Annotated in this window: 28 protein-coding genes, 8 tRNA genes, 1 pseudogene and 1 riboswitch; of the genes and pseudogenes, 18 read left to right on the top strand and 19 right to left on the bottom strand. The window is 72.3% G+C overall.

Translation table 11 applies throughout. The features are described from left to right. Positions 1 to 19: 19 nt before the first annotated feature. Both ACVWWH_RS12950 and hisI read right to left on the bottom strand, forming a co-directional pair. Complete coding sequence (locus ACVWWH_RS12950) at positions 20 to 1,618, bottom strand: anthranilate synthase component I (protein ID WP_066497591.1); 1,599 nt, start codon at positions 1,616 to 1,618, stop codon at positions 20 to 22. 53 nt (positions 1,619 to 1,671) lie between these two features. After that, on the bottom strand, positions 1,672 to 2,067 hold the full coding sequence (gene hisI, locus ACVWWH_RS12945; protein WP_066497590.1) for a phosphoribosyl-AMP cyclohydrolase: 396 nt from the start codon (positions 2,065 to 2,067) through the stop codon (positions 1,672 to 1,674). 101 nt (positions 2,068 to 2,168) lie between these two features. Between hisI and ACVWWH_RS12940 the strand changes: the two genes are divergently transcribed. Next, positions 2,169 to 2,813, top strand: a complete 645-nt coding sequence (locus ACVWWH_RS12940) for a TIGR03085 family metal-binding protein (RefSeq protein ID WP_457316847.1) — start codon at positions 2,169 to 2,171, stop codon at positions 2,811 to 2,813. 57 nt (positions 2,814 to 2,870) lie between these two features. Continuing rightward, positions 2,871 to 3,332, top strand: a complete 462-nt coding sequence (locus ACVWWH_RS12935; protein ID WP_457316846.1) for a hypothetical protein — start codon at positions 2,871 to 2,873, stop codon at positions 3,330 to 3,332. On the opposite strand, the gene hisF is transcribed toward ACVWWH_RS12935, so the two are convergent. The 15 genes and pseudogenes from hisF to ACVWWH_RS12860 form a co-directional block, all read right to left on the bottom strand. Next, positions 3,329 to 4,102: an imidazole glycerol phosphate synthase subunit HisF gene (gene hisF, locus ACVWWH_RS12930; RefSeq protein ID WP_457316845.1), complete on the bottom strand. Its 774-nt coding sequence runs from the start codon at positions 4,100 to 4,102 to the stop codon at positions 3,329 to 3,331. The two genes, ACVWWH_RS12935 and hisF, sit on opposite strands and share 4 nt — an antisense overlap. 13 nt (positions 4,103 to 4,115) lie before the next feature. Next, positions 4,116 to 4,961 carry an ATP phosphoribosyltransferase gene (gene hisG / locus ACVWWH_RS12925; RefSeq protein WP_066497585.1) on the bottom strand — a complete coding sequence of 282 codons (846 nt, stop codon included), beginning with the start codon at positions 4,959 to 4,961 and terminating at the stop codon, positions 4,116 to 4,118. 78 nt (positions 4,962 to 5,039) lie between these two features. Continuing rightward, the gene (locus ACVWWH_RS12920; protein WP_066497578.1) at positions 5,040 to 5,303 is read right to left on the bottom strand and encodes a phosphoribosyl-ATP diphosphatase; all 264 of its coding nucleotides are present in this window, start codon (positions 5,301 to 5,303) and stop codon (positions 5,040 to 5,042) included. A gap of 103 nt (positions 5,304 to 5,406) precedes the next feature. Further along, the gene (gene ribH, locus ACVWWH_RS12915; protein ID WP_066497577.1) at positions 5,407 to 5,880 is read right to left on the bottom strand and encodes a 6,7-dimethyl-8-ribityllumazine synthase; all 474 of its coding nucleotides are present in this window, start codon (positions 5,878 to 5,880) and stop codon (positions 5,407 to 5,409) included. Positions 5,881 to 5,963: 83 nt separating this feature from the next. Next, positions 5,964 to 6,650 carry a GTP cyclohydrolase II gene (ribA, locus tag ACVWWH_RS12910; RefSeq protein ID WP_457316844.1) on the bottom strand — a complete coding sequence of 229 codons (687 nt, stop codon included), beginning with the start codon at positions 6,648 to 6,650 and terminating at the stop codon, positions 5,964 to 5,966. Further along, positions 6,647 to 7,300, bottom strand: coding sequence for a 3,4-dihydroxy-2-butanone-4-phosphate synthase (ribB, locus tag ACVWWH_RS12905; protein ID WP_457316843.1), 654 nt, complete (start codon positions 7,298 to 7,300; stop codon positions 6,647 to 6,649). Before ribB ends, ribA begins: the two co-directional genes overlap by 4 nt. After that, positions 7,297 to 7,950: a riboflavin synthase gene (locus ACVWWH_RS12900; RefSeq protein WP_457316842.1), complete on the bottom strand. Its 654-nt coding sequence runs from the start codon at positions 7,948 to 7,950 to the stop codon at positions 7,297 to 7,299. Before ACVWWH_RS12900 ends, ribB begins: the two co-directional genes overlap by 4 nt. Then, on the bottom strand, positions 7,950 to 9,038 hold the full coding sequence (gene ribD, locus ACVWWH_RS12895) for a bifunctional diaminohydroxyphosphoribosylaminopyrimidine deaminase/5-amino-6-(5-phosphoribosylamino)uracil reductase RibD (protein WP_457316841.1): 1,089 nt from the start codon (positions 9,036 to 9,038) through the stop codon (positions 7,950 to 7,952). Before ribD ends, ACVWWH_RS12900 begins: the two co-directional genes overlap by 1 nt. Positions 9,039 to 9,073: 35 nt before the next feature. After that, a pseudogene (locus ACVWWH_RS12890) lies at positions 9,074 to 9,274 on the bottom strand (nicotinamide mononucleotide transporter); the annotation flags it as partial. Positions 9,275 to 9,349: 75 nt separating this feature from the next. Next, positions 9,350 to 9,492, bottom strand: a riboswitch (FMN riboswitch). Positions 9,493 to 9,650: 158 nt separating this feature from the next. Beyond that, positions 9,651 to 10,316, bottom strand: a complete 666-nt coding sequence (gene rpe / locus ACVWWH_RS12885; protein WP_457316840.1) for a ribulose-phosphate 3-epimerase — start codon at positions 10,314 to 10,316, stop codon at positions 9,651 to 9,653. Further along, positions 10,317 to 11,945 carry an RsmB/NOP family class I SAM-dependent RNA methyltransferase gene (locus tag ACVWWH_RS12880; protein WP_457316839.1) on the bottom strand — a complete coding sequence of 543 codons (1,629 nt, stop codon included), beginning with the start codon at positions 11,943 to 11,945 and terminating at the stop codon, positions 10,317 to 10,319. Then, positions 11,942 to 12,862, bottom strand: a complete 921-nt coding sequence (gene fmt / locus ACVWWH_RS12875; RefSeq protein ID WP_457316838.1) for a methionyl-tRNA formyltransferase — start codon at positions 12,860 to 12,862, stop codon at positions 11,942 to 11,944. The genes ACVWWH_RS12880 and fmt overlap by 4 nt, the downstream gene beginning before the upstream one ends. Further along, positions 12,859 to 13,455 (bottom strand): peptide deformylase, encoded by a 597-nt coding sequence (gene def, locus ACVWWH_RS12870; RefSeq protein ID WP_066497566.1) that lies wholly within the window; start codon positions 13,453 to 13,455, stop codon positions 12,859 to 12,861. Before def ends, fmt begins: the two co-directional genes overlap by 4 nt. Before the next feature lie 72 nt (positions 13,456 to 13,527). Further along, positions 13,528 to 14,484, bottom strand: coding sequence for a cytochrome (locus ACVWWH_RS12865; protein ID WP_457316837.1), 957 nt, complete (start codon positions 14,482 to 14,484; stop codon positions 13,528 to 13,530). A gap of 102 nt (positions 14,485 to 14,586) precedes the next feature. Next, a tRNA-Val gene (locus ACVWWH_RS12860) sits at positions 14,587 to 14,661 on the bottom strand. A 227-nt stretch (positions 14,662 to 14,888) separates the two neighbouring features. Between ACVWWH_RS12860 and ACVWWH_RS12855 the strand changes: the two genes are divergently transcribed. The 8 genes from ACVWWH_RS12855 (at position 14,889) to ACVWWH_RS12820 (ending at position 15,877) form a co-directional block, all read left to right on the top strand. Continuing rightward, positions 14,889 to 14,961 (top strand) — tRNA-Gly (locus ACVWWH_RS12855). 38 nt (positions 14,962 to 14,999) lie between these two features. Then, a tRNA-Cys gene (locus ACVWWH_RS12850) sits at positions 15,000 to 15,070 on the top strand. Between the two features lie 33 nt (positions 15,071 to 15,103). Further along, a tRNA-Val gene (locus ACVWWH_RS12845) sits at positions 15,104 to 15,175 on the top strand. A 23-nt stretch (positions 15,176 to 15,198) separates the two neighbouring features. Beyond that, positions 15,199 to 15,271: transfer RNA gene (locus ACVWWH_RS12840), tRNA-Gly, on the top strand. A 49-nt stretch (positions 15,272 to 15,320) separates the two neighbouring features. Continuing rightward, positions 15,321 to 15,392, top strand: a tRNA-Val gene (locus ACVWWH_RS12835). Between the two features lie 22 nt (positions 15,393 to 15,414). Then, positions 15,415 to 15,487 (top strand) — tRNA-Gly (locus tag ACVWWH_RS12830). 39 nt (positions 15,488 to 15,526) lie between these two features. After that, positions 15,527 to 15,598 (top strand) — tRNA-Val (locus ACVWWH_RS12825). A 123-nt stretch (positions 15,599 to 15,721) separates the two neighbouring features. Further along, complete coding sequence (locus ACVWWH_RS12820; protein ID WP_457316836.1) at positions 15,722 to 15,877, top strand: hypothetical protein; 156 nt, start codon at positions 15,722 to 15,724, stop codon at positions 15,875 to 15,877. A gap of 171 nt (positions 15,878 to 16,048) precedes the next feature. Here ACVWWH_RS12820 and zapE read toward each other — a convergent pair whose 3' ends face one another. Further along, positions 16,049 to 17,083: a cell division protein ZapE gene (zapE, locus tag ACVWWH_RS12815; protein ID WP_066497562.1), complete on the bottom strand. Its 1,035-nt coding sequence runs from the start codon at positions 17,081 to 17,083 to the stop codon at positions 16,049 to 16,051. Positions 17,084 to 17,347: 264 nt separating this feature from the next. On the opposite strand from zapE, the gene ACVWWH_RS12810 reads away from it, so the two are divergent. From ACVWWH_RS12810 to ybaK, 3 genes are all read left to right on the top strand, one after another. Beyond that, the gene (locus ACVWWH_RS12810; protein WP_066497560.1) at positions 17,348 to 18,262 is read left to right on the top strand and encodes a sulfurtransferase; all 915 of its coding nucleotides are present in this window, start codon (positions 17,348 to 17,350) and stop codon (positions 18,260 to 18,262) included. 122 nt (positions 18,263 to 18,384) lie between these two features. Next, positions 18,385 to 18,858, top strand: a complete 474-nt coding sequence (locus ACVWWH_RS12805) for a SufE family protein (RefSeq protein WP_457316835.1) — start codon at positions 18,385 to 18,387, stop codon at positions 18,856 to 18,858. A 1-nt stretch (position 18,859) separates the two neighbouring features. Then, positions 18,860 to 19,369: a Cys-tRNA(Pro) deacylase gene (gene ybaK, locus ACVWWH_RS12800; RefSeq protein ID WP_457316834.1), complete on the top strand. Its 510-nt coding sequence runs from the start codon at positions 18,860 to 18,862 to the stop codon at positions 19,367 to 19,369. A 45-nt stretch (positions 19,370 to 19,414) separates the two neighbouring features. Here ybaK and ACVWWH_RS12795 read toward each other — a convergent pair whose 3' ends face one another. After that, a complete protein-coding gene (locus tag ACVWWH_RS12795) occupies positions 19,415 to 20,659 on the bottom strand; it encodes an alpha/beta hydrolase family protein (protein WP_066497556.1) in 1,245 nt (414 codons plus the stop codon). Positions 20,660 to 20,799: 140 nt separating this feature from the next. On the opposite strand from ACVWWH_RS12795, the gene ACVWWH_RS12790 reads away from it, so the two are divergent. The 5 genes from ACVWWH_RS12790 to ACVWWH_RS12770 all read left to right on the top strand — a co-directional run bounded on the left by ACVWWH_RS12790 (position 20,800) and on the right by ACVWWH_RS12770 (position 25,288). Continuing rightward, positions 20,800 to 21,291, top strand: a complete 492-nt coding sequence (locus ACVWWH_RS12790; RefSeq protein ID WP_457316833.1) for a hypothetical protein — start codon at positions 20,800 to 20,802, stop codon at positions 21,289 to 21,291. Between the two features lie 14 nt (positions 21,292 to 21,305). Beyond that, positions 21,306 to 21,746, top strand: a complete 441-nt coding sequence (gene msrB / locus ACVWWH_RS12785; RefSeq protein WP_066497553.1) for a peptide-methionine (R)-S-oxide reductase MsrB — start codon at positions 21,306 to 21,308, stop codon at positions 21,744 to 21,746. Positions 21,747 to 21,926: 180 nt separating this feature from the next. Further along, complete coding sequence (locus ACVWWH_RS12780; protein WP_066497550.1) at positions 21,927 to 23,333, top strand: DUF6421 family protein; 1,407 nt, start codon at positions 21,927 to 21,929, stop codon at positions 23,331 to 23,333. Then, positions 23,330 to 24,088 (top strand): SDR family NAD(P)-dependent oxidoreductase, encoded by a 759-nt coding sequence (locus ACVWWH_RS12775; RefSeq protein WP_457316832.1) that lies wholly within the window; start codon positions 23,330 to 23,332, stop codon positions 24,086 to 24,088. The genes ACVWWH_RS12780 and ACVWWH_RS12775 overlap by 4 nt, the downstream gene beginning before the upstream one ends. Positions 24,089 to 24,187: 99 nt before the next feature. Then, entirely contained in the window at positions 24,188 to 25,288 is a 1,101-nt protein-coding gene (locus tag ACVWWH_RS12770; RefSeq protein ID WP_371829526.1) for a threonine aldolase family protein, read from the top strand. Positions 25,289 to 25,430 lie beyond the last annotated feature (142 nt).

Genomic DNA, 25,430 nt, shown 5'->3' with positions numbered 1-25,430 from the left:
GGGCGGTGCCGCCGGTGTCTCAGCCACGGGCGGCACCCGCCTGGGCGGCCGCTGCGGAGGCCTGGCGGGCGTCCGGGACGCCGGCCGCCGTCTGGGCGGGGCGCAGGGCTGAGGCGGTGTGGACGGCGCGCAGCGGGGCGGCCGCCTTGTTCACCGATTCCTGGGCCTCGGCGGCGGGGTCGGAGTCGGCCACGATCCCGCCGCCGGATTGCACGTAGGCCCGGCCGCCGCGCAGCAGCGCGGTGCGGATCGCGATGGCCATGTCCAGATCGCCCGCGAAGTCGAAGTACCCCACGACCCCTCCGTAGACGCCGCGGCGCACCGGCTCGACCTCATCGAGGAGCCGCAGGGCGCGGGGCTTGGGCGCCCCGGAGAGGGTTCCCGCAGGGAAGGTCGCCGCCAGCACGTCGTACGCGCTGGCGTCCGGGCGGAGCTTGCCGTCCACGGTCGAGACGAGGTGCATGATGTGGCTGAACCGCTCGACCTCCATGAACTCGCTGACCTCGACGGTCCCCGGTCGGCACACCTTCGAGAGGTCGTTGCGCGCGAGGTCGACGAGCATGAGATGCTCGGCGCGCTCCTTCTCGTCGGCGAGCAGTTCCTCGGCGAGGGCCTTGTCCGCCTCCACCGTGGCGCCGCGCGGTCGGGATCCCGCGATCGGGTGGGTGACGACCTGCTCCCCCGTGACGGTCACGAGCGCCTCGGGCGAGGATCCGACGATCGAGTACTCCCGACCCTCGGCGTCCTCGAGGCTGAGCAGGTACATGTACGGGCTCGGGTTCGTGGCGCGCAGCACGCGGTAGACGTCCAGGGGATCCGCGTCGCACTCGAGCTCGAACCGGCGCGAGATGACGACCTGGAAGACCTCGCCGTCGTAGATGGCCCGCTTGCCGCGCTCGATCGCGTCCAGGTAGCCCTGCTCGGCCCACTGGTGGATGACCTTGTCCTGGTAGTCGCCGTTGGGGCCGAGGATGCTCAGGGCCGGAGCGGCCGGCTCGGCGAGGGCGGCGAGCATCCGCCGCAGCCGGGCGACGGCGTCGTGCCACGCCTCGTCCACGCGCTCGTCGCTGTTGTCGAAGTTGATCGCGTTGGCCACGATCGTCAGGGTCCCGTCGACGTTGTCGTGCGCGACGAGGTCGGTCACGAGGTTCATGGCGAGCTCGGGAAGGTCGAGATCGTCCTCGGGCGGGGAGACGAGCCGCTCCCAGCGGCGCACGGCCTCCCAGCCGACGAAGCCGACCATGCCGGAGGTCAGCGGAGGCAGGCCCTCGAAGCGCTCGGTCTGCAGCGCGGCGACCGTCTCGCGCAGGGCCTCGAGCGGATTCCCCGTGGTCGGGACCCCGACCGGGGGCTCACCGATCCAGTGCGCCTGGCCGCCCCGGCTCGTGAGGGTGGCCCGGGATGCCGCCCCGATGAAGGAGTAGCGCGACCACGAGCCGCCCACCGACGCCGACTCGAGCAGGAACGTCCCGGGACGCCCGGCTGCGAGCTTGCGGTAGAGGCTGATGGGGGTCTCCGCGTCGGCGAGGACGCGCAGGTGGACGGGCACCACCCTGCGGTGGGCCGCCACGGCGCGGAACTCTTCGAGCGTGGGGCTGATCACTCCGAGGTCGTTCATGGGGTGCGGGCTTCGCTTTCGGAACGTGGGGTCGAGGGGATCCGGGGTGCCTGTCAGGCGGCGGGGCCGACGACGGCGTCGAGCCGCCGCCCGTCGAAGCAGGTGCGGGTGCCCGTGTGGCAGGCCGCCCCCACCTGGTCGACGCGGACGAGGAGTGCGTCGCCGTCGCAGTCGAGGTCGACCGACTTGACCCACTGGACGTGCCCGGACGTGTCGCCCTTGCGCCAGTATTCCTGCCGGGAACGGGACCAGAAGGTCACGCGGCCGGAGGTGAGGGTGCGGTGCAGGGCCTCGTCGTCCATCCAGCCGACCATGAGCACCTCGTGCGTGTCGTGCTGCTGGATGACGGCGGCGACCAGGCCGGCGTCGTCCCTCTTCAGGCGGGCGGCGACGGCCGCGGGAAGCGCGCTGGCAGGGGCGTCGGCGGGCAGGGGCTTCTCTTCAGACATCCTCTCAAGTCTAGTCGGCTGCACGGCGGCCCGGCGCCGCGGTGCCCCGCGCCCGCCCGCGGCCGGGCGCATCGCGCCCGCGCATGCTAGTTTCGCCAGTGATGCACTTCGTAGACCCGTCGCGTGAAGTCCTGGCCGAGACACTGCTCGCGGCCGGCCCCGACGCGCCCACGCTCTGCGAGGGCTGGAAAACGCGCCACCTCGCCGCCCACCTGTACCTGCGGGAGCACAGCCCCCGCGTGGCCCTGGGCCTGCTCCTGACCTCCCGGGCCAGGATCTCCGACCTGGTCACGGAGAAGCTGGCCGCCACCCTGTCCTCCCCGGCCCCCTACTCCCGCCTGGTCGAGGACTTCCGCGCCGGCCCCCCGGCCCTCTCGCCGCTGCGCCTCGCACCGCTCGACGAGGCCGCCAACCTCGCCGAGTTCTTCGTGCACACCGAGGACGTGCGCCGCGCCACGGACCGCTGGGCGCCCCGTTCGCTCGACAGCGCGTACGCCGACGCGCTCTGGGACGAGGTGGTCCGGCGCGCCGCGTTCCTCTACCGCGGCGTCGACCTCGGGGTCGTGCTCGTGAGCACCCTGGGGCCGCGGCACGTGGCCAAGCGTGCCCCCGTCTCCGTCGCGATCGTCGGCGACCCCGGCGAGCTGCTGCTGCACGCCTTCGGGCGCCGCGCCCAGGCCCTGGTGACCTTCGAGGGCCAGCCGGACGCGATCGCGCTGCTGGACAGCGCCGACATCGGCCACTGATCCTCCTCCGCCGGCCCTCCTCGGCGGCGAGCCGCCGCTGGGTGGCAGGATGGAGCCATGACTGACTTCGAGCTCCGCTGGGACACCGTCGCACCGCTGTTTGCCGCGCTCGGCGACGACCGCGCGCTCGCGCCGCACGGCGGTGCCGGGCCCGCGGACGCGACACTGCTGGCGATTGCCACCGGAGACGTGCCGCAGCCGCCCAGGCTGCCGGAGGGAGGAGGCCTCTCCGAGGCGCCGTTGGGCGAGTACGACGCCGTCGAGCTCACCATCTGGGGCCGGCCGGCGGCGAAGGGGCTGATCGCCTTCGGCGAGGGCGTGGCGGCCATCGGCGGGTTCGAGTTCGCTGCCGGCGACGCCGATGGCGCGCTCGGCGCGGCGGTGGTCTCGGCCCTCGCCGAGGAGGCCTTCCTGGAGGGCGCGGAGTGGCTCGTGACCCTCGTCGACGGCGACCCGGCCGAGGTTCCCGCATACCTCGCGGAGGGGTGGCGCGAGGCCGCGAAGGTCAGCGCCTCCTAGCGGACCGGGTAGCCGGCCTCGCGGATCGCGGCCTTGACCTGGCCGATCATGTCCGCGGGGCCGAAGTGGAACATCGACGCGGCCAGGACCGCGTCGGCGCCCGCGGCGATGGCCGGCGGGAAGTGCTCCGGGGCGCCGGCCCCGCCGGAGGCGATGATCGGGACCCTGACGGCCGCCCGGATGAGGCGGATGAGCTCGAGGTCGAAGCCCTCCTTGGTGCCGTCGGCGTCGATCGAGTTCAGCAGGATCTCCCCCACGCCCCGGTCCGCGGCCTCCTTGGCCCAGGCGACCGCGTCGATGCCCGTGCCGCGCCGGCCGCCGTGGGTGGTGACCTCGAAGCCGGACGGGGTCACGGTGCCGCCCTGGAGGCGCCGGGCGTCGACCGAGAGCACGAGGACCTGGGAGCCGAAGTGGCGGGTGATCTCGTCGATCACGTCGGGGCGGGCAATCGCCGCGGTGTTGATCGATGCCTTGTCCGCTCCCTCGCGGAGGAGGCGGTCGACGTCGGCCACTCCCCTGACGCCGCCCCCGACGGTGAGCGGGATGAAGACTTCCTCCGCGGTGCGCCGCACGACGTCGAACGTCGTCTGGCGGTCGGCGGAGGAGGCCGTGACGTCGAGGAACGTGAGCTCGTCGGCGCCGGCGGTGTCGTAGCGGTGGGCGAGCTCGACCGGGTCACCGGCGTCGCGCAGGTTGAGGAAGTTCACGCCCTTGACGACGCGGCCGGCGTCGACGTCGAGGCACGGGATGACGCGGACGGCAACACTCATGGCGGTCCCTCCCCTAGATGCGGCAGGCGTGGATGCTGCTGACCAGGATGGCACGGGCGCCCAGGTCGTACAGCTCGTCCATGATCCGGTTCGTCTCGCGCTTGGGCACCATCGAGCGGACGGCCACCCATTCGGAGTCGCGCAGCGGTGAGACGGTCGGCGACTCGAGCCCCGGGGTGAGCGCGGCGGCCTTCTCGACGAGGTCCTTGCGGATGTCGTAGTCCATGAGCACGTACTGGCGCGCCACGAGGACCCCCTGGAGGCGGCGGATGAGCACGTCGATCGCCGGCAGGCTGCGCCCCGGGCGGCCGATCAGGACCGCCTCAGACTGCAGCAGGGGCTCGCCGAAGACCTCCATCCCGGCGGCCTTGAGCGTGTTGCCCGTCTCCACGACATCCGCGATCGCGTCGGCGACGCCGAGGCGGACGGAGGACTCGACGGCGCCGTCGAGGCGGACCACGTGGGCTGCGGCAATGCCGCGCTCACCGAGGTAGCGGCGGACGAGGCCGTCGTAGCTGGTGGCGATGCGCTTGCCCTCGAGGTCCGCGAGGCTCGAGAACGTGCCCACGGGGCCGGCGAACCGGAACGTCGAGGCGGCGAAGCCGAGGGCGAGCAGCTCCTCGGCCTCCACCTCGGCGTCCAGCAGCAGGTCGCGCCCGGTGATGCCGACATCGAGGGTGCCATGGCCCACGTACACCGCGATGTCCCGCGGGCGCAGGAAGAAGAACTCGATGTCGTTGTCGGGGTCGACCATGACCAGTTCGCGGCCTTCGCGGCGCTGGCGGTAGCCGGCCTCGGCGAGCATCGACGAGGCGGCTTCGGACAGTGATCCCTTGTTCGGGACGGCTACACGGAGCATGGGAGGGCTTTCTGGAGGTGGGGCTTGTGTCGGGGCGGCCGGAGCCGCGGCGGCCTGCCGTGGGGGCAGGCGCCGCGGCTACAGATGACGGTAGACGTCCTGCAGCGACAGGCCCTTGGCCAGCATGAGCACCTGGAGGTGGTAGAGCAGCTGCGAGATCTCCTCGGCGGCTTCCTCGTCCGTCTCGTACTCGGCGGCCATCCACACCTCGGCGGCCTCTTCGACGATCTTCTTGCCGATGCCGTGCACTCCGGACTCCAGTTCGGCGACGGTGCGCGATCCGGCCGGGCGCTTCTCGGCCTTCTCGCTGAGCTCGGCGAACAGTGTCTCGAAATCCTTCACGGCCTCAAGCCTACTGGAGAGCTGGAGGACGCCCGCACCGGCACCGGGTCTGTGACTGCCGGCCTGTGACGAATCCGACACGCCGGCAGGACCGCGCATCCGCCTAGAGCGCGCGGAGCGTGGCCGCGGTCAGCAGCGCCGCGGTCGTGGCCTCGTGGCCCTTGTCCTCGCTCGAGCCCGGAAGGCCAGCGCGGGCGATGCCCTGCTCCTCGGTGTCGCACGTGAGCACCCCGAAGCCGACCGGGACGCCGGTGCGGACGCTCACGTCCGTCAGGCCGACCGTGGCCGCCTCGCACACGTACTCGAAGTGCGGGGTGCCGCCCCGGATCACGACGCCGAGGGCCACGACGGCGTCGTGCGTCTCGGCGAGCCGTGCCGCGGCGACCGGGAGCTCGAAGCTTCCGGGAACCCGCACGAGGGTGGGATCCGTGATGCCCGCCTCGGCCGCGGCGCGCAGGGCGCCGTCGACGAGCCCGTCCATGATCTGGGTGTGCCAGCTGGCAGCGACGACCGCGAGCCGGAGGCTGGCGAGGTCGGGGTTGTCGAGGGACAGTGTGGGGGCGCCGTGGCCGCTCATGCGATGGTCTTCCTTCGTCGGTGGTGCTTCGGTGGCCGAAGCGTTCGGTGGTGGCCCCGTGGGGCCGCGGGGTCGGACGCGGGTCAGTCGGTCTCGCCGCTGACGCGCAGTCCCGTGTGCTCGAGGTCGAGCCTGAGCAGGTGGTCCATGCGCTCCTTCTTGGTCCTGAGGTAGCGCAGGTTCTCGGCACGGGAGGGCACCTCGGTGGGCACCATCTCCACCACGTGCACCCCCGCCTTGGCGAGGCGGTTCTTCTTGTCCGGGTTGTTGCTGAGCAGGCGGATGCTCGTCAGGCCCATCTCGGCCAGGATCATCGCCGCCGCGGTGTAGGAACGCGCGTCCACGGGCAGCCCGAGCTGCTCGTTGGCCTCGACAGTGTCGAAGCCGGCCTCCTGCAGCGCGTAGGCCTTGATCTTGTTGGCGAGGCCGATCCCACGCCCCTCGTGGCCACGCAGGTAGAGCAGCGTGCCGCCCTGGGCCCTGATGAGGCCGAGGGCATAGGCCAGCTGCTCGCCGCAGTCGCAGCGGTAGGACCCGAACACGTCCCCCGTGAGGCACTCGGAGTGGAGCCGCACCAGCGGGGCCGACCCAAGGGCCGGCGGCTCGGGGGAGCTGACGGCGAGGTGCTCGGCGCCGGTCGCCTCGTCAATCCAGGCCTGCGCGATGAACTCGCCGAACGCGGTCGGCAGATTCACGATGGGCCCCCCGGACACGGTGACGGGAGGGGTGCCGTCGTGCTGCGCGGGGTGGTGCGACGCGTTCTTGCTCATCCGTCTCCTCCTCGAGCGCCCCGGAGGGCGGCGACGTGGGCTGCAAGGTCCTCGATCGAGATGAGCGGGCACCCGTGTTCGTCGGCGAAGGCCCGCAGGGCGGGCAGCCGCATCATTTCGCCATCGTCGTGGACCACCTCGGCGATCACCCCGACGGGGGCGAGGCCTGCGAGGCGGCACAGGTCGACGGCCGCCTCCGTGTGGCCCGGACGGACCAGTACACCACCGTCAACTGCACGGAGCGGGAATATATGCCCGGGGCGGGCGAAGTCGGCCGGCCCGGCGGCCGGGTCGGCAAGTGCCAGGGCAGTGTGGGCCCGGTCCGTGGCGCTGATCCCCGTGGCGACCCCGGCCCGGACGTCGCACGAGACGGTGTAGGCGGTGCCCTTGGCGTCCTGGTTGTCCTCCACCATGGGCGGCAGGGCCAGCCGGTCCGCGGTCTCTCCCGGGAGCGGAACGCAGATGACCCCGGAGGAATGGCGGATGGTCCAGCCCATGAGCGCCGGTGTGGCAAGCTCGGCGGCGAAGACGATGTCGCCCTCGTTCTCCCGGCTCTCGTCGTCGACCACGAGCACGGGGCGGCCGGCGCGGAGCGCGTCGACGGCGGCCTGGACGGGCTCGAGCTTGATCTCGTTGACGGTGCGGGTCACGGCCGCGCCTCCTCTGCGGTAGTGCGGGGCTGCTCCGCGGCGGCGTGCCCGAAGGCGAGGAGCCGCGCGGTGTACTTGGCGAGGACGTCGACCTCGAGGTTCACGGACGCCCCGACCGCCTTGTCGCCGAGGCCTGTCTCGGCGAGGGTCGCCGGGATGAGCCCGACCTCGAACCAGGGGTCGGGCTCCGCGGCGCCGCTCACCGCGGTCACGGTGAGGGAGACGCCGTCGACGGCGATGGAGCCCTTCTCGGCGATATACCGCGCGAGGTCGGCGGGGACGGCGAACCGCAGCCGGTTCCAGTTCTCGAGCGGCTCGCGCTCGAGCAGTGTTCCGACGCCGTCCACGTGGCCCTGCACGACGTGGCCGTCGAGCCGTCCGCCGGCGGGGACGCAGCGTTCGAGGTTGACCGTGTCCCCGGGGGCGAGGGCGCCGATCGTGGTGCGGGCGAGGGACTCCCCCATGACGTCGACCGCGAAGCGGGTGCCGTCGTTCGTGACCGCCGTGAGGCAGCATCCGTCGACGGCGATCGAGCCGCCGAGGGGCAGGTCCCGGGCCAGGGTGGGCGCGGTGAGGGTCAGGACCGCGCTGTCGCCCGAGCGGCGGACGTCCTCGACGGTGCCGCGTTCGGCGATGATTCCTGTGAACATCAGTGGATCTCCTTCTCGGGTGCGGGGGCGGTCGCGGCGGGGACCAGATGGAGCCTGAGGTCGGCGCCGAGGCGCCGGACAGCCCCGCCGTCGGACTCGTCCCAGTCCCAGTGCTGGGCATCGGCGAGGGTGCGGATTCCGAGGTCCGCGACCGCGTTCTTCCCCGAGCCGAGGATGGTCGGGGCCTGGTAGACGATGAGCTCGTCGACGAGGCCGGCGGCGAGGAAGGCGGCGATGATGCGCGCGCCGCCCTCCACCATCAGATGGCGGACTCCGCGGGCGAACAGGGCGGAGAGCGCCTCGGCGGGGTCCTGGGTGGGCAGGTGGACGAACCGCCCGTCGGTGCCGCGGACCGCGGCGTCCTCGGGGACCGGGGTCAGCCCCATGACGGCGCGGAGGGGCTGGTGCGCCAAGGGCGATCCGTCCTCGCCCCGGGCGGTGAGGCGCGGATTGTCGACGGCGACGGTCTGGCTCCCGACGAGGATGGCGTCGATCCGCGCCCGGAGGGCGTGGTTGTCAGCGAGGGACTCGGCGCACGTGATCCACTGGCTTGTTCCGTCCTCGGCCGCGATGCGGGAGTCGAGCGTCTGGGCCATGTGGAGCGTCACGAAGGGCCGCCGCGCCGCCACCGCGGTCAGCCACCTGCGGTTGAGCTGTGCGGCCTGAGCGGCCCTGACCCCGGAGACGACGTCGATGCCCGCCGCCCTGAGGGTGGCGGCTCCACCGCTCGCCACGTCGTGGGGGTCGTCGATCGCGTAGACGACGCGTGCGACGCCGGCCGCGATGAGCGCCTGGGCGCAGGGCCCGGTCCGTCCGGTGTGGTTGCACGGCTCGAGCGTGACGTACATCGTCGAGCCCGTGAGGTCGACGCCGCGCTGGGCCGCCTGGACGATGGCATCCCCCTCGGCGTGGGCGGTTCCCGCACCGCGGTGCCAGCCCCTGGCGAGGACGTCGCCGTCCGGTCCGATGGCGATGGCGCCCACGAGCGGGTTGGCTCCGCGCACGCCGCGGGCGGCCAGGGCGAGGGCCTCGTCCATGATGTCCAGGTCGGTCGGCCGTGCTGCGCGGGCCGTGCCGGGGGCGCTCATGCGGCCACCGCCACGGGCGCGTCGGCGGATCCGGGGGCCAGCCCCACGGCCGCCCCGGCGAAGACCGTCAGGAGAATGAGATTGCCCGCGATTCCCACGGGCCACGCCCACACCCGGCGGCCCATGCCGCCGAGGGCGCTCGCGAGGCCGAACGCATTGCCGACCACCTCGCGGAGGAGGAGCGCGGATCCCGCCACCGGGATCTGCGCCGACAAGAGCCACTGCATGAAGTCCATCGCAACCATCCTTCCCTTCACCGCAGCGGCTCCGGGGTTGCGACAGAAGCGGTGCGCGCAGCGCACCGCGGAACTGTACGTGCTTCTCCCATCCAGACTTTGACTGTCGGTGCCGGAATTCCACCGGCTCAACCGGCACTCCGCTCTGATGCGAGCGGACCGCCGGGTCGCGGACTATCACCGCCGGTTCGGACTTTCACCGACCCCGGAGCACGTTTTCGTTGGTTCGGCCGCCGGAGGTGCTGCCTCAGTGACGTCTCGGGTCCACGGGGACCCGGTCATTGATGACAGTTCAACCAAACGGCCAGTGCCCATTGTGCCACATGGATCAGCCGTGGTGCGCGGCGCGCGTCACACGGCCCTGGCGGCCGGTGGATCAGGCGCGCGCCGCGCCGTCGGCGAGGGCCCTGAGCTTCTCGACGGCAGCGGCGGCGTCGTCCGCGCCGTAGACCGCGGAGCCCGCCACGAAGACGTCCGCTCCGGCCTCGGCCGCGCGCTCGATGGTGGAGACGGAGATGCCTCCGTCGACCTGGATCGCCAGGTTGGTCCCCGCCCCGTCCACCGCCTCGCGCGCGCGGCGGATCTTGGGCAGCGTGACGTCGAGGAACGCCTGGCCGCCGAAGCCGGGTTCCACGGTCATGATGAGCAGCGTGTCCAGCTCCGCCAGCATGTCAAGGTAAGGCTCCACCGCCGTCGCCGGACGCAGGGCCATGCCGGCACGCGAACCTCGGGCCCTCAGCTCGCGGGCGAGCTTGATCGGGGCGATCGCGGCCTCCGCATGGAAGGTGACGGACGCGAGGCCCAGGTCCGCGTAGAGGGGCGCCCAGCGGTCGGCGTCGGAGATCATGAGATGGGCGTCGAGCGGGACCGGGCTCACGGCCTGGATCCTCTCCACCACCGGCAACCCGAGCGTCAGGTTCGGCACGAAGTGGTTGTCCATGACGTCGACGTGGACGGCATCGGCGGTGGCGATCCGGCCCAGTTCCGCCTCCAGGTTCACGAAGTCGGCGGACAGGATGCTCGGGTGGATGCGGCAGGTCACTCAGGTCTCCTTCGATGGCGTGGCGGCCGGCAGCTTGCGGAACAGTGCCAGGAACATGGCGTCCGTCGAGTGGACGTGCGGCCAGAGCTGCGCCGTGCCGTCGTGGCCGGCCCCCAGTGGGCGCAGGGCGACGGCGTCGAGCGCGGCACCGGCGTCGAGCAGCTCGATGTCATGGCGCCGCTTCAGGGCATCGGCGACCACGACCGTGGTCTCGGCCGGGTGCGGCGAGCAGGTGATGTAGCCCACGACGCCGCCGGGCGCCGCCGCGTCGATCGCGGCGTCGAGGAGCGCGCGCTGCAGCGGGCCCAGCTCCGCGAGATCACTGGGTGAGCGGCGCCACCGTGACTCGGGGCGCCGCCGGAGGGCTCCGAGCCCGGTGCAGGGTGCGTCCACGACCACCCGGTCGAAGCGGCCCGGGTACTCGCGGCCGAGGTCTCGTCCGTCGCCGGTGCGCACCTCCCACACGGAATCGGGAACCGGCGCCAGGGCCTTGCGGACGAGCTCGGCGCGGTGCGGTGCGACCTCGTTGGCGAGGAGGGTCGCCCCCTGCTCCGCGGCGAGGGCCCCCAGCAGCGCGGCCTTGCCTCCGGGACCGGCGCAGACATCGAGCCATCGCTCGGGCCGCCGGTCCGCGCCCGCGGCGTCCGCGGGCACGTCCCCGGCGCGGTGGAGGGGTGCCGCGGCCACGGCCCGGGCCACGAGCTGCGAGCCCACGTCCTGGACGCGGAGGGTCCCTTCGCGGACGGCGGGCAGGCGCCCGAGGTCGCCGCCGCCTGAGAGGGCCGAATCCTCGACGAGATCGCCGGGCTGGGCCCCCGCGTCGAGTGCCTCCTCCAGACGGCCGAGGCCCGGCAGCGCGACCAGGTTCACCACGGGGGCGGCGTTGTCGGCGTCGAGGAGCTCGGTGATCTCCTCGACCGGGCGCCCGTGCGCGGCGAGCGACTGCCGCAGGGCGCGCACGATCCACGACGGGTGGGCGTAGGCCAGGGCGTCGCGCTCCGTGGCGTCCGGCTGCGCGGCGGTCAGCTCCGCGAGCCACTCGTCCGCGGTCCTGGCGCTCACCCGACGCAGCACGGCGTTGACGAGCGAGGACGGCCCAGCGCCCACGACGGCGCGGGTGAGGGCAACAGTCTGGTTCAGCGCCGCGTGCGGCGGGACACGCATGGCCAGCAGCTGGTGGGCGCCGAGGCGGAGGACGTCGAGCACCGCCGGATCGAGCTGGGAGAGGGGGCGGTCGACGTTCAGGGCCAGGATCGCGTCATACGTGCCCTGGCCCCGCAGCGCGCCGTACGCGAGCTCGGTGGCGAAGGCCGCGTCGCGGCGGTCCAGCCGGTGCCGGCGGATTCTCTGGGGCATGACGAGGTTCGCGTACGCGTCGTCGCGCGAGACGGCGCGCAGGACCTCGAACGCCACAAGCCGGGCAGGATCGGCGGCACGGGAGCGCTGGCTCGGTGCCTGGCCGCTGAACTGCCGCGGGCCGCGTCCGCCGCGATTGCGCTCGCGCCCATGGGTGTCACGCCTGGGCCCTGGGCCCCCGCCCTCCGGGCGCCCGCGGCCGCCGGGTTCGCGCTCGGGGCGCCCCGGTTCTCCGCGGCGGCCGGATCCGCCCGGCCCTCGCCCGTCGCTCATCCGAGCACCGTCCCTTCAATGTCGCCGGCCCCGCGGGCCCAGTCAGCGGCTGCCATCATCTTCTTCCCGGCGGGCTGGACCCTCGTCAGTTCGAGCGCATGGGTTCCCGTGCCGACCACGAGGGCCTTGCCTGCCCAGCCCAGCCGTCCCGGTTCGAGGCCCTCCACGTCCGGACGCAGGCGGGGTGGGTCGAGCTTGAGCCGCTGCCCGTCGAGGAGCGTCCAGGCCCCCGGCTCGGGAGTGACTCCCCGCGCCCTGCGGTGCAGGGCGAGCGCGGGCAGGGTCCAGTCGAGCCGGCCGTCCTCGAGGGTGAGCTTGGGAGCGAAGCTCGGTTCGCCGGCCTGCGGGCGCGGCTCGAGCCGGCCCGCGTCGATGCCCGAGAGCGTCTGGCACAGCAGCTCGGCCCCGCTGGCGGCGAGCTCGGCGAAGAGGTCTCCGCTCGTGGCCTCCGGGGGCGGCGTGAGCGCGAGCGTCCCGTACACGGGTCCGGTGTCGAGGCCCTCCTCGAGCTGGAACGTGGTGGCGCCGACCACCTCGTCGCCGTGGATGACCGAGTACTGCAGCGGCGCGGCGCCGCGCCAGGCCGGCAGGAGCGAGAAGTGCAGGTTGACCCAGCCGTGGACCGGGACGCAGAGCGCCGGCGGAGGCACGATCCCGCCGTAGGCCACGATGGCGGCCACGTCCGGAGACCAGGCGGCGATCTGGGCGACGACCTCGTCCGTGATCCGGGCGGCCTTGATGACCGGGAGCCCCAGCTCCTCGGCGCGGGCAGCCACGGGCGAGGGGGCGAGGACCCGCTTCCGGCCGAGCGGCGCGTCGGGGCGGGTCAGGACGCCGACGACGTCGAACCCGGCGCCCATGATCCGGTCGAGGGACGGGACCGCGACCTGCGGGGTCCCTGCGAAGAGCACCCTCATCGGCGCGGCCCCACCCCGAAGGCCGCTCCCGGTGCCGCATTGCCGGTCCCGAAGGCCGAGCCGATCCGGGCCGCGCGCTTGCCCACCGTCGCGTCGACCTGCGAGCGGTAGTCGATCGAGCGGATGGCACGCAGCGCGGCCTTGCGGTCCTCGCCCTCGAGCCGGTCGGGGAACAGCACCCCATCGAGGTGGTCCGTCTCGTGCTGGGCGATCCGCGCGAGGAGGCCCTCGGCCGCGAACTCGACGGGAGAGCCGTCGGCGTCGTACCCCCGCACCACCGCGCGAGCGCGCCGGCGCACGGGGAAGGCGACCCCGGGGATGCTCAGGCAGCCCTCGACCATGTCCTCCTGGAAGTCGTCCGAGAGCTCCAGGACGGGGTTGACGACATGACCGCGTACGCCGTCCATCTGGTACGTGAAGACGCGCTGGCTGACGCCGACCTGCGGTGCTGCGAGGCCTGCGCCGTCGACGTCCTCCATCGTCTCGAGCATGTCCGCCACGAGCCGCCTGAGGCCCGGACCGAAGTCCGTCACCGGTTCGGCGACCGTGCGGAGCACTGGGTCGCCGATGATCCTGATGGGCAGGACAGCCATGATCGGGCCTTTCTGGTCAGAGCCGGTGCGTTTCTTACACCCGGAAGGGGCGCGGCGCGGGGCGCCTCAAGTCTAGTGGCCGGGCGTGGCGTGGTCAGGGACGGGAAGGGCGGCCGCGGGCTGAGGGTCCATGGGCTCGCCGACCGCGGGCTGGCCGACCGCGGGCTGGGGCGCGAGGGCGGCCGGAGGCGGTGGGGCCAGGGGCAGGAGGGTACGGCCGGCTGAGGCGGCCTCCACCCGGGCACCCCAGACACGGCGCAGCTGGCAGAACGTGGACCAGTGGTGCCGACGCACCTCAGGATTGACGCGGACGGCGGCGTGCTCGGTCTCTCCCACCGCGACGGCGATCAGCAGCGGGTCCTCGCCGTGGGCCCAGGGTTCCCACGTGCCTGCTTCGGCGTCGACGAGGCTCTCCTCGGCCTTCATCCCGGCCACGAGCTGCATCGCCACCTTGTCATCAAGGGACTTGACCCGGCCGTCCCGCGAGGTGCCCTTCGTCTTGTAGTCGACGAGGCAGATGCGTCCGTTGATCCTCGCCACGAGGTCGAGCGTGCCGGCGTACCCGAGGGAGTGGTTCCAGACGGTGAGCTCGGCGGCGACGGGTTCGACCCCGAAGGCCTGCCACCAGTGGTCCACGCTGCGGGCGAAGCCCTCTTCCCCGCGCTCCCGCAGGGCCTCGAGCGTTTCCTGGACCCGATGGGGCCTGCCGAGGGCCTGGAGCGCCAGCTGCTCTGCATAGCTGTGGACCCGGTCGCCGCGCTCGGCCGCCGAGCGCGCGTAGGCCTCGGAGGCATCCACGGCGGTGCGGACGAGCCTGCGCATCTTGGACGGGTCGGCTGCCACCTGCCCCAGCTCCGGATGGTCGGCCACGTGCTTGGCCGCCATGTAGCTCCGCCAGCCGTCCAGCTCCACCGGCTGCTGGGAGATGACGGTCGTGATCGAGGGGACGGTCGGCGGTTCCCGGAACGAACGCCGGTACATGCGTCCGAACCCGTCAGGAGACGCTGCTGCGAGTTCAGGGGCTGTCATGGTGAAAGCCTTTCACGGGGGTCCGACAGTCTCGGCGCACGGATCACCACGGGTGAGCCTGCACAGAACAAAGGACCCCCGGACACAGTCCGGGGGTCCTCATGGTGGGCGATACTGGGTTCGAACCAGTGACCTCTTCGGTGTGAACGAAGCGCGCTACCACTGCGCCAATCGCCCGTTCCCTGCCCGTCCGGTTTCCCGGCCCGGGCGCTTTACGACTCTAGCCCAGACGCCACCCGACTGCCAAATCCACCCCCGAGCCGCCCGGCGGGACACGGCGCCGGCGGATTTGTGCAATGAGCTCACGGTCCGATAGAGTCGTAACTCGTTGAAGCGGGCCCGAGACCGGCGAACTGCACTCCGCGAGGAAGGCACACCGGGCATGGGCTTCGCGGAAAACCCCCGCGGACGTAGCTCAGTTGGTAGAGCACCACCTTGCCAAGGTGGATGTCGCGAGTTCGAGTCTCGTCGTCCGCTCGCAGGACACTGTCGAAGCATCATCTCGATGCCTACACGGTGGGGTGGCCGAGAGGCGAGGCAGCGGCCTGCAAAGCCGTATACGCGGGTTCGAATCCCGTCCCCACCTCGGTGGACACAACCTGCTCCCGCACGGGAGTGAGGGCGATTGGCGCAGCGGTAGCGCGCTTCCCTGACACGGAAGAGGTCACTGGTTCGATCCCAGTATCGCCCACGGAGGAGCAGCAGCTCCCCCACGCGGACGTAGCTCAGTTGGTAGAGCACCACCTTGCCAAGGTGGATGTCGCGAGTTCGAGTCTCGTCGTCCGCTCTCTTCCCGTTAAGCCCCTCCTGGGCTCGGGAGGACACCTGAAGGACCCGGGCGATTGGCGCAGCGGTAGCGCGCTTCCCTGACACGGAAGAGGTCACTGGTTCGATCCCAGTATCGCCCACGGAGGAGCAGCAGCTCCCCACGCGGACGTAGCTCAGTTGGTAGAGCACCACCTTGCCAAGGTGGATGTCGCGAGTTCGAGTCTCGTCGTCCGCTCTCTTCCCCTCCTGGGGAACCAGACGTGAACAGCCCCCGGGGCGATTGGCGCAGCGGTAGCGCGCTTCCCTGACACGGAAGAGGTCACTGGTTCGATCCCAGTATCGCCCACTCTCGGCGCTCCCTCGTGGGGCGCCTTTCGCGTCTCTCCCCCGTGCCGCCGGCGGCGCGGCCTTCCCGTCCGCTGATAGCGGAACCCCTTTCGGCACCGACCGGTTGGAAAGCCACTCCTCCGTGGCTACGATCGAGCACAGCAGGGGCGAACTGGCCCCGGACGCAGGAAAGGAGGTGGCCGTGTTTCTTCTCGACGAGATGAAGGGCAAGGCTGAGGATCCCACCCATGACAGGCTCGGCGACAGGCTCGCCGACCGCGTCTGCGGAGTCCAGTAGGCCGCTTTCGATCCTGTGAACGGCGTGGATCGGGACCTCGTCCCGGAACACTGCTGGTCCACCGGTCGAGCAATCGGCCTACGGCTGAGGGCCTGAGCCTCATCAGCCCGATCATCGTCACTGGGTGCCGGTACCGCCGCGAGGCGGGACCGGCACTTGGCGTCTCTGGGGTCAGGACGGCTCGTGCGTCTGGCCCTCGCGGGCCAGGGCCGTCAGTCGGGAGACGGCCCGGAAGTACTTCTTCATGTACCCGCCCGCCATCATCTCCTCGGTGAAGAGCTGGTCGAACGGGACGCCGGAGGCCAGGATGGGCACGTCCCTGTCGTAGAGCCGGTCGGCGAGGACCACGAAGCGCAGTGCGGTCGCCTGCGACTCGATCGTGTGGACGTCCTTCCACACGACCCCGTCGATCCCGTCGATGAGCTGGCGGTACCGGCTGGGATGGACCCCGGCGAGATGCTTCAGGAGGGCCCCGAAATCGTCGACGGCGACCAGGCCGCCGTCGAACTCCGCGTTCATCCGGGCATCGAGCTCGTGGGTCTCCAGCGGCGCCGGCGCCGCCGGGAGTCCGCGGTGGCGGTAGTCCTCGCCGTCGATCCGCACGACGTCGAACTGGTCGGCCAGCACCTGGATCTCGCGCTGGAAGTCGACGGCAGCGAACCTGCCCTCGCCGAGCGAGCCCGGAAGCGTGTTCGACGTGGCTGCGAGCTTCACGCCGGCGTCGGCCAGCTCGCGCATGAGCCGGGACATGAGCACGGTGTCGCCGGGGTCGTCGAGCTCGAACTCGTCGATGCACACGAGCTTGTACGAGCTCAGGGCATCGACCGTCTTGCGGAAGGACAGCGCCCCGACGAGGTTCGTGTACTCGACGAAGGTGCCGAAGGCCTTCGGACCGGGGGCCGCGTGCCAGAGGGAGGCGAGCAGGTGGGTCTTGCCGACACCGAAGCCGCCGTCGAGGTAGATCCCGGCGCGAGTGGCCGGCTTGGAGCCGAACAGCCGCGAGAGCAGCCCGCCGGCAGAGGCGCCGATCCCATCGCTGAACGCCTCGAGTTCCTTCACCGCGGCGGCCTGGGTGGGCTGCGCCGGGTCAGGGCGGTAGCTCGAGAAGGACACCTCCCCGAACCGGGCGGACGGCCGCAGGCCCGTCAGGAGCTCCTCGACGGACACTCTGGGCGTGCGGGTGGTGAGGTGTTCGACAGTCGCCAAGGGTTCCGTCCGGGGTCATGGGGTCGGTGGGCCACCGGCCAGCTTACCGCCGCGCGCGGGCGTGGGGGCCACAGTGTGCCCAACCGCACAGGACGGCCTGCGAGGGCCCCGCCGCGGACATGTTGCTCCGCGTGACTCATGCCACCCGGGCCCACACGCTTCCCCGCGTGCGTGGCTACGCTGGTGGGGACCACTTCAGGGGCGCGGCGTCCGCCGTCCGGCCATCCGCCGCGCGCCCTGGCTCAGCCGAGCGAAAGGCACACCATGAGCTACCCCGCCGACAGCAGCGAGAAGTTCGCCGCATACGCCCACCCCGAGCGCCTCGTGTCCACCGAGTGGCTCGCCGAGCAGCTGGCCGCCGGTGCCGTGGGGACCGGCAGGCTCGCCGTCGTCGAGTCGGACGAGGACGTGCTGCTCTACGAGACCGGGCACATCCCGGGGGCCGTCAAGATCGACTGGCACACGGACCTCAATGACGAGGTCACGCGCGACTATGTGGACGGCGCGGGCTTCGCCGAGCTGCTCGCTGCCAAGGGGATCTCCCGTGACACCACGGTGGTCATCTACGGCGACAAGTCGAACTGGTGGGCCGCGTACGCGCTCTGGGTCTTCACCCTGTTCGGACACGAGGATGTGCGGCTGCTCGACGGCGGTCGGGACAAGTGGATCGCGGAGGGCCGCGAGCTGACCACGGAGGTCCCCTCCCCGGAGCGGGCCGAGTACCCCGTCGTCGAGCGCAACGACGCGCCGATCCGCGCCTTCAAGGAGGACGTGCTCGCCCACCTCGGCAAGCCCCTCATCGACGTCCGCTCCCCCGAGGAGTACTCCGGGAAGCGCACGCACATGCCGGCCTACCCGGAGGAGGGCGCGCTGCGCGGCGGCCACATCCCGACCGCGGCATCCATCCCGTGGGCCCGCGCGGCCGCCGAGGACGGGACGTACCGGTCCCGGCAGGAGCTCGAGGCGCTGTACCTCGGCGAGGCGGGGCTCACGGCGGGCGACGAGGTCGTGGCCTACTGCCGGATCGGCGAGCGCTCGAGCCACACCTGGTTCGCGCTGAAGTACCTGCTCGGCTTCGACAGCGTGCGCAACTACGACGGCTCGTGGACCGAGTGGGGCAACGCGGTGCGGGTGCCGATCGTGAAGGGCGAGGACCGGGGCACCTGGCCGCTCAGCTGAGGCGCGGCGCCCGCGGACGGACAGCACCTGGCCGCTGAGCTGACGCAACCGGGTGTCACACAGGGCCCCGCCGACGGCGAACGCGCGCCGTCCGGCGGGGCCTTGGGCTTACTCTGGAGGAGATGAGCACCAACACCTTGCCCGCCGCGCTGGCGGAGATCGTCGAAGACTTCCAGGCCGTCGAGGAGCGCGAGCGGCTCCAGCTGCTGCTCGAGTTCTCGCAGTCGCTGCCCGAGCTGCCGGAGCGGTACCACGACCACCCCGAGCTGCTGGAGCAGGTCGTCGAGTGCCAGTCGCCGCTGTTCATCTCGATCGAGACCGAACAGGCGCCCGAGGGCACGCCGTCCGCCTCGGGGCCCGTGGTCCGGCTGTTCTTCTCGGCTCCGCCCGAGGCTCCCACCACCCGGGGCTTCGCTTCCGTGCTCCATGAGGGCCTGGACGGCCTGACCGCCGCCGAGATCCTCGCGGTGCCGGACGACATGCCCGAAGAGCTGGGCCTGACCCGCCTGGTGAGCCCGCTGCGGATGAGGGGCATGGCGGCCATGCTCGGTCGGATCAAGCGCAAGGTGCGCGGGGAGTGCCCCCGGGGCGCCTGACGTGGCGAAGAAGGCGAAGGACGGCCCCGGCACCCCCGCCACGAAGGCCCTCGATGCGGCCGGCGTGCCGTACACGGCGCGTGCCTACAGCCACGACCCCGCGGTGTCGAGCTACGGGGCGGAGGCGGCGGAGGCCCTTGGCGTCGATCCCGGGCGCGTGTTCAAGACCCTGATGGTGGAGGTCACGGCGGGCGGCGGGAGCACCCTCTGCGTGGCCGTCGTGCCGGTGACGGGGAGCCTCGACCTCAAGGCCGCTGCCGCGGCCTTCGGGGCCAAGAAGGCAGCCATGGCCGATCCCGCCGCGGCGGAGCGGCGCACGGGCTACGTGCGCGGGGGCATCTCCCCCCTCGGCCAGCGGCAGTCCTCCCCCACGGCGGTGGACGATTCCGCCCTCGCCCACGCCACCGTCCTCGTCTCCGGCGGACGGCGGGGCTTCGACGTCGAGCTCTCCCCCGCGGACCTGGTCCGCCTCACGGGCGCGGTGGTCGCCCGCCTCCGCACAGCAGACTGAGGCCCGGCGCCCCGGAGCGGACCGGGATCGCGGTCCCGCACGGCGTCAGGCGGCGCCGCCCGGCGCCCGGCGGGGGGCGAGCACATCGGAGAGCCAGGCGCTCACCACGGACATCCACCGCTCAGGATCGACATTCCATTCCTTCGTGTGGCGGGCGTGCCGGAACGTCTCGAGCGTGACCATCTCGGGGTTGCGCTTCGCGAGCTCGAGCGAGGGCCCGACCGGGACGAAGTCGTCGTCCACGCTGTGCAGGATCAGGGTCGGGGTGCGCAGCTCAACGGCACGGGTCACCCAGTCCATCGCCTTGAAGTCCAGCGGCGCGGCCAGGCCCGTCAGGCGCCGTCCCCAGGAGCGTCCGAGGAGCAGCTGGCCCAGGCGTCCCACCCGGGAGGGGATGCGGTTGAGCCGGGCCTGGTAGGCGAGCACGTCCACCCAGTCGACGACGGGCGCGTCGAGCACGAGCGCGCGCACGTGCTCACGCAGCAGGGATGAGTCGGCGGCGAGCAGGCTGATCGCCCCGCCCATGGACCAGCCGAAGAGGACGACGTCGCGGGCGCCCGCGTCGAGGGCGTACTGGATGGCAATCTCGACGTCGCGCCACTCGGTCATGCCGAGCCCGTAGCGCCCGTCCGGAGCGGCGGGCGCCTCCCCGTCGTTGCGGTAGGAGATCAGCAGCGCCGGCATGCCCAGTGCCTGGACGGTGGGGAGCGCACGCAGCCCTTCGCCGCGGGTCGCCCCCCGGCCATGGACCAGGATCGCCCACGTCGCCCCCGGCGCGGGGACGTACCAGGCGGGGCCGCGGCCGACGTCGAGCGGCAGTATCACGTCCTCGTATGCGAGGCCGAGGTCCGCGGGCGAGCCGTAGACGTAGCCGCTCCAGCGCGCCCGGACCGCCTTGGTGATGTCTCCGGAGTATTCGGCCAGGACCGGCCGCGTCACCGTCGTCTCCTCGGGCGCATAGTCGATGGGCGCGCCCAGGCGCACGTGCCCGGCGCCGCCGTCGAAGAAGAGGCTGTACTCCCCCTCGGCCCGTGTCTCGGAGGTCGCCCGGAGGATCACCCGCCGGGAGGAGCCCTCGCCCTGGACGGCGAGGACCTCCTGGTCCTCGGTCTTGGTCCGTTCCGGGGTGACGATGCGCCGGGCAAAGTACGTCGCGAGCGCCGAGCTCGACGCTGCGGCCGCCGAGGCGAGCCCCAGGGCCGCCCCGGCCCCTGCGAGGGCCCACACGGCGCGGGGCAGCGGCTCGGACTCGGACTCGGACGACGGCGCGTGGGCGGCTCGGGCGGGCATGTCCCCATTGTCGCAAAAGGGTCCGGGAGGACCCGTGAGGCAGGCCCGCGCGGACGCCGCCGCGGCCTGCCCCGCCGCCCGGACGCAGGCGCGCGCTGAGCCTCTCCCGCTCGCGGCAGCCGCTGCCCTACTCTGGGTCCATGAGCGCGCCGATCCTCATCCTGACCGAAGTCGCCCTGGGCCCGAGCGAGCGCAAGGCCGTCGAGGGCCTCCTCAGCGGCGAGGCCGCGGCGATCGATGTCCTCGTCCCCGCAGGCCGCAAGCGCCGCCTCGTGGTGGACTTCCTCGACCATCTGTCCATGCTCGAGTTCAGCAAGGCCGTCGAGGGGCTCTCCGAGCAGCCCGCCGACCCTGCTGCGCAGAGGTCCGCCGCGGAGGCCTCGCTGGAGGCCTCGCTCGCCGCGCTCGCAGGACTCGGGGGCGAGCTCACCGGGAGTATCATCGAGGGCGACCCCGTGCAGGCCCTCGCCGAGCGCGCCGCTGCGGCGGGTGCCGAGCAGGCCGTCGTGGTGACCCTCCCGCACGCGATCGAGGACACGTTCCACACCGACTGGGCCAACCTCGCCCAGCGCAAGCTCGGCATCCCCGTCCTGCACCTGTATGCCGGGACGGGATTCATCGGGGACTCCTGAGCGTTGGAGTGGATATGGACACCACCTCCACCCCCACCCCTGATCCAGGCCGGGCGCCTGCTGCCCTCACCGAGGACGAGTGGCGCGCCCGCCTCACTGACGAGGAGTACCGCGTCCTGAGGCAGGCGGGCACCGAGCGCGCCTACACCGGGGAGTACTGGGACACCCATACGCAGGGGTCGTACCGGTGCCGGGCCTGCGGCGCCGAGCTCTTCACCAGCAGGACGAAGTTCGACTCCCACTGCGGCTGGCCCTCCTTCTGGGCGCCCCTCGCCGAGGACGCGGTCGTGTACCTGCACGACCGCACTCTGGGCATGGACCGCATCGAGGTCCGGTGCGCCTCCTGCAACTCCCACCTCGGCCACGTGTTCGAGGGCGAGGGCTACGGCACGCCGACCGACCAGCGCTTCTGCATCAACTCCATCTCCCTGACCCTCGTGCCCGACGGGGACTGACGCGGGCCGGCGATGGCGGGCCGGCTGCTGGCGAGGACCAGCAGCCGGCCCGCCTCATGTCCTGACCGATCAGCCTGAGCCCAAGAGTTTCTGATGCATCACCGCTTTTAGACCTCAGCTTCGCTGTCCCTCGATACGCTCGGATCACACCCGGCCCCCTTCAGAGAGAGCGAGAGTGACATGTCCGCCACCGCCGCCGCGACCGCCGTCGCGTCCACCCCGAACCTTCCCGTCCAGGACGACCCCGCGTGGCACGCCCTGAAGGCCGCGGCCATCGAGTTCCAGGGGCTGCAGGCGCAGGACGGCTCGGTGCCCGACGCGGCGCACCACGAGCGGGCGGCCGCACTCGTCGAGACCATCACGGCCGCCGTGGCGGCACTCGCGCCGCGCTTCCCGCACGACGCCGAGTACCTGCGCCTGCTCGGCGCCGACTTCCGCGCGTGGGCCGCGGGCGGCTTCGGCGTTCCAGACTTCCTCGATTCGCTCGAGGCCTTCCAGCCGCAGCAGCACCGCGTGGACGGGCTGGCGCACCTCGTGGTCTTCCCCATGTACACGCAGAACGGGAGCCGCAACCGGTACGTCGAGGCCGTCCTCGTCGAGGTCGTGTGGCCCGAGTTCGTCGCCGAGCTCGAGGCCGGCCAGTACAGCAACCGCCTCTTCGTGCCGATCCGCTTCCTGGACTTCACGCCCGGCTACGCGACCAACTCCGCCGTGCTCTTCCCCGAGACCGTCGCCATGCGCGAGGTCCCCACCTTCACGTGGGGCGCGATCTTCGCCGACCGCGAGGCGGCCCGCTTCCGCCGGGTGCTCGACGCCGCGGCGAAGGTGACCAACCTCGAGCTGCCCGAGGACGCCGCCGAGCTCGTCGCGGACCAGAAGCTCGCCCAGGAGACGTTCGTGATGTGGGACCTCATCCACGACCGCACCCACATGCGCGGCGACCTCCCGTTCGACCCGTTCATGATCAAGCAGCGCATGCCGTTCTTCCTCTACTCGCTCGAGGAGCTCCGGTGCGACCTCACGGCCTTCCGCGAGTCGGTGAAGATCGAGCGCGACGAGAAGGCGGCGCCCGAGGCGCGGCGGCACGCGAAGCTCGTCCAGTATGCCGTGATCTTCGACCGGATCTTCCGGTTCGCGATCACCGGCGGCCGCGTGCGCAACTACGACGGGCTCGGGGGCCAGCTGCTCTTCGCGTGGATGCACCAGCACCATGTCCTGCACTGGACGGACACGAAGCTCGCCATCGACTGGGACCAGGTGCCCGAGGTGGTCAGCGCGCTCGGGGATGCGATCGACGAGCTCTACTGGCGTTCCATCGACCGCCCGAAGGTGGCACACTGGCTCGCAGCGTACGAGCTCGTCGCCGGGACCGTGACCCCTCACCCGGCCTCGGTGTGGGCCAAGGGCCCCGACGCCCTGCCCCTGGCCGGCACGCCGCGCGAGATCACCGACCAGGTCCTCGACGACGAGTTCCCGCTGTCCATGTTCTACGAGGCACTGGAGAAGAAGATGCGCTCCGTCATCGCCTCCACGGCCGGCATCACGGGCGAGACCGCCCTGCCGGCCGGCCCGGGGGCCGCCGAGTGACGCTCCCGCCGGCATCCGGCGCGCAGGGCGCGGCCGTGGTCGTCGCGGGGGCCACCTCGGCCTCCGGACGGGCCACGGTCCGCGCCCTGCGCGCGGCAGGCGCCACCGCGATCGCCGTGGGGTCCGACGCCGGCCGCCTCGCCGAGGCCTTCGGGCCGCCGGCCGCGGCCGACGGCGCCGTCCCCCAGCACGCGTGCGACCTCGCCGACTTCGCGGCCACCCAGCGGCTCGCGGAGGACCTGCGGGCCCGGTTCGGCAGCGTGGACGGCGTGATCCACCTCGTGGGCGGCTGGCGCGGCGGCGGAACGTTCGCCGAGCAGAGCGACGCCGACTGGGACTTCCTGGCCCGGGGAGCGATCACGACCCTCCGGAACACCTCGCGGGCCTTCTTCGAGGACATCGCGGCGTCCCCGCGGGGCCGGTTCGCGATGGTCTCCTCCACGACCCTCGACCGCCCGAGCGCTGCCAACGCCAACTACCAGGCCGCCAAGGCCGCCGCGGAGGCGTGGACCCGGTCGATGGCGCAGGGACTCGCGCTGCAGCAGTCCGTGCGCAAGGAGGATCCGCTCCCCCAGGCGAGCGCCGCCGTCGTGCTCGCCGTGAAGGCCCTCCTCGACGACGCGCAGCGCGCCGCCGCGCCGGACCGGAAGTTCCCCGGCTACACCCACGTGGACGTCCTGGCCGCCCGGGCGGTGGCCCTCTTCTCCGAGGACGCCGCCGAGATCAACGGTGCCCGCCTCGACCTGACCGGCTGAGCAGCCCTAGCGGACGCCACCGAGACCCGAACCGCCACCGAGACCGGAACCCGCCGAGACCTGAAACGCCACCTAGACCTGAAACGAGTGCGCAATACTGTGACCGTGACATCCCCCTCTTCCTCCCTGCACTCCCCCGCCGCCCCCGCGGGCTGGCCGCTCCATGACTCCGCCGTGCGTGGCTTCGCGTCCGACAACTATTCCGGGGCCCACCCGGAGGTGCTCGCCGCACTGGCCTCGGCCAACGGCGGCCACCAGGTCTCGTACGGGCAGGACGAGTACACCGCGAGGCTGCAGGCCGAGATGGAGGCGCTGTTCGGCGAGGGCGTCCAGGCGTACCCGGTGTTCAACGGCACGGGGGCGAACGTCGTCTCGCTGCAGTCGCTCGTGCCCCGCTGGGGCGCCGTGGTGTGCGCGACCACGGCCCACATCAACGTCGATGAGAACGGCGCCCCAGAACGGGTCGGCGGCCTCAAGCTCCTCGGCGTCCCGACGTCGGACGGCAAGCTCACCCCCGAGCTGATCGACCGCGAGGCGTGGGGCTGGGGGGACGAGCACCGCGCCCAGCCGCTGGCCGTCTCGCTCACCCAGACGACCGAGCTGGGCACGCGGTACTCGGTCGAGGAGCTCCGCGCCATCACCGAGCACGCCCATTCCCGCGGGATGAAGGTCCACATGGACGGGGCGCGGCTCGCGAACGCGGCCGCCAGCCTCGGCGTCCCGGTGCGGGACTTCACCTCCGATGCCGGGATCGACATCCTCTCCTTCGGCGGGACGAAGAACGGCATGCTCTTCGGCGAATGCGTCGTCGCGCTGGACCCCGAGGCGGCCCAGGGGCTGACCTATCTGCGCAAGATGGACATGCAGCTCGCCTCGAAGATGCGCTTCGTGTCCGCCCAGTTCCTCGCCCTGCTCGAGGACGGCCTGTGGCTGCGCTCGGCCGCGCACGCGAACGCTATGGCAGCCCGTCTCCGTGCGGCGGTCGAGGGGCTCGACGGCGTCGAGCTCACCCAGGCGACCGAGTCGAACGGGGTGTTCGCGATCCTTCCCGAAGGAGTGGCCGACCGCCTGCGTGAGCGGTTCCGCTTCTACGACTGGGACGCGGCACGGCGCGAGGTGCGCTGGATGTGCTCCTTCGACACCACCGAAGAGGACGTCGACCGCTTCGCCGAGGCGCTCCGGGAGGAGCTCGCCCGCTAGCTCGGCCACCCGCGTCCCGGCGCTGATCCATGGGGGCCGGCCTGATCGGGGTCGACGCCGAGCGTCCCCAGCGCGGGCCGGCCGCGGCGTCCTCGGAGCAGGCGGAGGGGTTCGACGCCGAAGTGCGGCAGATTGCCCCCGA

The sequence above is a fragment of the Sinomonas sp. RB5 genome (genome assembly GCF_054063535.1).
Note: the sequence above shows the minus strand (reverse complement) of the source record. Positions and strands in the feature narration are given on the sequence as shown.